At 58.2% G+C, this 4297-nt stretch carries 3 protein-coding genes; 2 read left to right on the forward strand and 1 reads right to left on the reverse strand.

All coding sequences use genetic code 11. From position 1 onward, the window contains the following. Positions 1-2375: dermonecrotic toxin domain-containing protein (locus tag ACRESD_RS16430; protein ID WP_431751892.1), on the reverse strand; the 2375-nt coding region annotated here is incomplete at its 3' end. 368 nt (positions 2376-2743) lie between these two features. Here ACRESD_RS16430 and ACRESD_RS16435 point away from each other — a divergent pair. Both ACRESD_RS16435 and ACRESD_RS16440 read left to right on the forward strand, forming a co-directional pair. Next, the gene (locus ACRESD_RS16435; RefSeq protein ID WP_431751893.1) at positions 2744-3034 is read left to right on the forward strand and encodes a DUF5629 family protein; all 291 of its coding nucleotides are present in this window, start codon (positions 2744-2746) and stop codon (positions 3032-3034) included. Further along, positions 3021-4196 (forward strand): lactonase family protein, encoded by a 1176-nt coding sequence (locus tag ACRESD_RS16440; RefSeq protein ID WP_431751894.1) that lies wholly within the window; start codon positions 3021-3023, stop codon positions 4194-4196. Before ACRESD_RS16435 ends, ACRESD_RS16440 begins: the two co-directional genes overlap by 14 nt. The last annotated feature ends 101 nt before the right edge of the window (positions 4197-4297 follow it).

The raw sequence follows: 4297 nt of genomic DNA on the forward strand, positions 1-4297 counted from the left end.
GCGCTGTCTGTAGCCAGTGAGCGATCAAAGTCCAGTACCGTGTGCCCCCCGCCCGGTGGTTCGGAGGGTAGGCCGATCGTCCCGCGCGTGATGACCGCACGGGGCAGTGGCCCGGTTGCAGAAAGTGAACGCCGAAACGGTAAGCGCACCCGTAACTGTTCGGTACGTTCATCCAGCGGTCGCGGTTGGGCTGTGGTGTCATTCGGTGTTCGTGAATGAAGCAGCAACATGCTGATGTTCATCAGTAGATCGATCCAAGCCAATTCCCGGGCAGTGGGGTCGTCACTTTCCAGTTCCGGCAGGTCATTTTTCAGCGCACCCATCAGTTGCAGCATCCAACCCACCGCCGCGATGGGCCCGCGCACGGCCATCAGCAAGGTGTTGAAACCCAGCTGCAAGCCCTCTACGATCAATGCCCAACGGCTTTCAGTGTTGGAAGTAGAATCGCGTTCAGCCTGATCCACCAGTTGGTGGGCATCGCAATTGAACAGGTACGCCATCAGTGTGTTGTTCCTTTGCGCCTGAAGGATTTCATTCGAGCTTTCATCGTCGGCATCGGCCAATGTCGCAGGTGAGGGCTTGCTCGGCAGTATGTCGAACTCCGAGCCGATGCCTATCCGCACGTAGTGGGGCTCAATAAAACCGCCATTGCTGTAAACGGGCCTGGCGCTGTCGGTCAGCCAAGCCAATACGCTGTCTTGCAACTCGCCGGGCTGGACGATCGCGGCCAGTAAACTCGCACGGTCGGTGAATTCCCTCATGGATTGCCGACCGGCAGGGTGATAGAGCAGGTGCGGCCCCACACGCGGGTTTTTGGGCTCGATGATGAACATGTTTTGCACCACATCGGCGGTTGCACCGGGTTTGCGTACAAACGCGAGTGGGCGCAAGACGATCTCATCGTCGTCGACCCAGCGTTCCGATGCGCATGGTTTGAATGCCGCAGCAACCAAACGAATACCTCGGTGCGTAAACCCGGCTTCCCCGCGGATTTTGTGTTCCAACGCCTGAATATTCAGTTGCAGAGGGCGTTGTTGGATGTACAGGCGCTGACGCTTTTTTACCGCTGGTGTATCACTCAGCAGTTTTTCGCGAATGTAGTTGGGGTAGTTGAGGCCGATGTCTACACGCTGGACCAGTTGAAAAATATAGTCGGGCGTCAACCACGCTTCAATTTCCTGGCCGCCGGTGTGGCGTATGGTCATGCGTCCTTTGGGGCGTCCGGAGAGATTTTTCAGAGCCAGCTCGACCAGGTTCATGGACACCGGCTCGATGTACCCACCCTCCAGGCCGCCAACCGCGACATGAAAGGTCAGCTCCAGTTCAAGGGCTTTGTACGGCTGCGTCGCTGCATCTTCGCTGCACCTGCGTTCGCCGTAAAGGTGGTTGTTACGGTCCAGGCACAGTTGGTGGTCCAGGTGGCTGCTCGCATAGGCGTCGATGCTGTCCAGTTGATCCAGGTCCGTATCATTGAATGTCGTTCGCGTGAGAAGCGCCTGTTCCAGCAGGTATTGACGGTAAGCGAACCGGTCCGATGGAGCGGCATTCTTCAGCCAGTATGGCAGCACTGCCTGGATATGCGGCTGGGGAACAAAAGCTTCGGCACCCAACGAAAGTGACGGGTTTGTGATCGTTGCAAACAGTGTTTCCAATACGTCGATCCGGGAACTGCCGGGCAATTTTATGGCCGCCAGTTCTTCCAATTGCTGGTTGAGTATCAGGGCAGCCTGCACCTCGAAGATATTGCCGTCGGGCTCATACTGGCGCCAGGTGATGCTATCGGCGTAGAAGCGCTGTTGCGTGCGCTTGCACCAGGCCTCGCCAAAGGCATCCACACTGGTGAACGACTCTATCTGCCCCGATGTGCGGCATAACAAGACGTCCGTGCCGCTGATCACTAACAGGTCTGCGCTGGACATTGTCAGCGTGGCTTCGTTTCTTCGCAGCTGCGTTTCCAGGGTGTAGGCATAGACTGTGTTGTCGGGCGACGGCTGACTGGCACGGGTTTGCCGATCGGGGTAGGTCGTCAACGCCTTGAGTATCTGCAACTGCCGGGCACTGGCCGCAGAGTATTGAACAGATGAGCGGCGCAGTTGGTTGTGCAGTACTGTGGCTAACCATTTCCAGCGGCTGACGCCTGCGTCGCTATCTTGGCCCCAATACGCTGCGAGGGCACCTTGAAACGCAATAAACAGGACCTGTGGTAGCTCATGGATCACCGACTCAATGACTTTCAGGTCATAGGCGCGCGCGGGCTCATCTTTGTAAGGTTGATAAGTGAGCCGGTTTCCGGTGGCATCACTCAAGTAGCAGTCCTTACCGTCGCGCGTTGAGACATCAGGGTAACTGCCGTCAGCAAGATGGGCGAGCGCCACTTCCAGCAGAGGCAGCAGGGCTCTGCCACCACCGTCTCGTGGCTGTGCAAGGCGCAGGGACAAGACCGATTGGGTGAGTGGCGGGTATTGTTCCTGCAGGTTGTCAGAGAGCATTTGCGCAGCGACTGAGCGCAAGGTCGGGCGCGTGAGAAACTGCATGGCAACGCTTTGCTGGAGCAAGTGAACGGTGGGGTCAGGCATTGGGCATTCCTTATAAGTTGGCCTGGGAGATAGGTGCCTAAGGTAGTGCCGACATTGCGTGCGGTGTGGTAGTGCGATACTTCATAAATACCCATCAGGAATGAAAGCGCCGCTCTATCCGCTGGGCTGGGCTATCATTGGCGCTTTCCCGAAGATGATTGACTGCCATGACTGCCGACACCCTGACCTCCGTCCTTGCCACCAGCGATATGCTGGAAATCGATGGGCTGCACGCTTTCGAGTTCAGCCTCGATGAGCAGAAGCTGCTGATCATCGCCATGGACGGCCGCGCTGAAAAACGTTGGAGCTTCAGCCTGGAACAGGTTCAAGCAGCCACCTTCGACGACACCTTGCAAAGCTGGACCCTTACCGGTGATTCGGGCGAGCACCGCTTGATCTGCTTGAGCGCCTTCACCGGCAACAATAACGACGAGGATGAAGCGGATGATGATGCGTAAATTCTGGCCCCTGCTGATGGCGGGCAGTGTCGGTGCAATGTCGGTGCAAGCCGCGCCCGCCGATACCTATGAACTGCTGGTCGGCAGCTATACAGCCGGTACCAGCGAAGGGATCTACCGCCTGCAGTTTGACAGCCGTACCGGCCAGTTCAGCGGCAAGCCGGTATTGGCGGCCAAGACGGCCAACCCGTCCTGGCTGACGATCTCCAAGGACCAGAAACACCTTTTCGTGGTCAACGAGAACGGACCAGGCCAGAAAGACCCGGTCGGTCGCGTCAGCAGCTATAGCATCGACCCGCAAAGTCATCAGCTCACCCTGATCAACCAGGTGCAGAGCCTGGGCAACGAGCCGACCCACTCCAGCGTGGCCGCCGATGGGCGTTACCTGTTCGTCGCCAACTATTCGGTACTGGAAGACCCGGGCGGCAGCCTGGCGGTCCTGCCGGTGGACGCCACCGGCAAATTGTCGGCCCCGGTGCAATTGAGCGCGCACCCAGCCAGCCGCGTGAACCCTGAGCGCCAGGCGTCCAACCACGTGCATTCGGTGGTGTCGTCGCCGGACGGCAAGTACGTGTTCGTTCAAGACCTGGGGGCGGACAAGGTGTTTGCCTACCATTACGACCCCAAGGCTAACCATGAGCTGCCGTTGACTGCGGCCAACCCGGCCTCGGTGTCATTGCCACCAGGCAGCGGTCCGCGTCATTTGCTGTTCAGCGCCGATGGCAAACACGCTTGGTTGACCACCGAGATGAGCGCCCAGGTCGCTGTGTTCGACTACAACGATGGCAAGCTCAGCCAGACCCAACTGGTGGATTTCGCTGCCGGGCAACCGGTGTCCGACAAGGCCGGCGCGGCGTTGCATGCGTCCAGCGATGGTAAGTTCCTGTATGTGAGCAACCGTGGTACCGCCAACCAGATGCTGGTATTCAGCATTGACCCGACCACTGCGCACCTTAAGGAAATCCAGCGCCGTTCCGTGGAAGGCGACCACCCGCGGGAGTTCAGCCTGGACCCGAGCGGCAAGTTCCTGCTGATTGCCAACCAGAAAAGCAACGAAATCGTGGTGGTCGAACGTGATCCCAAGACCGGCTTGCTGGGCAAAACCGTGCAGAAATTGCCGATCGATGCCCCCAGCGACCTCAAGTTCCTGGTGCGTCAATAAGCCACAGGCCCCGTACGGCGGGGCCTGACCCTTTCTATTAATTCGATTAATAGCGGCTACTGTTTCAAAGCATTTTTAAGGTTCAACCCTCGGGCGTAAGT

It is taken from the genome of Pseudomonas sp. (assembly GCF_050739995.1).
Classification (GTDB): Bacteria; Pseudomonadota; Gammaproteobacteria; order Pseudomonadales; family Pseudomonadaceae; genus Aquipseudomonas.

Excerpts from the sequence above, each read along its gene's own strand:
- ACRESD_RS16435 (WP_431751893.1), top strand. The coding sequence starts at position 2,744 with ATGACTGCCGACACCCTGACCTCCGTCCTTGCCACCAGCGATATGCTG.
- ACRESD_RS16440 (WP_431751894.1), top strand. The coding sequence starts at position 3,021 with ATGATGATGCGTAAATTCTGGCCCCTGCTGATGGCGGGCAGTGTCGGT.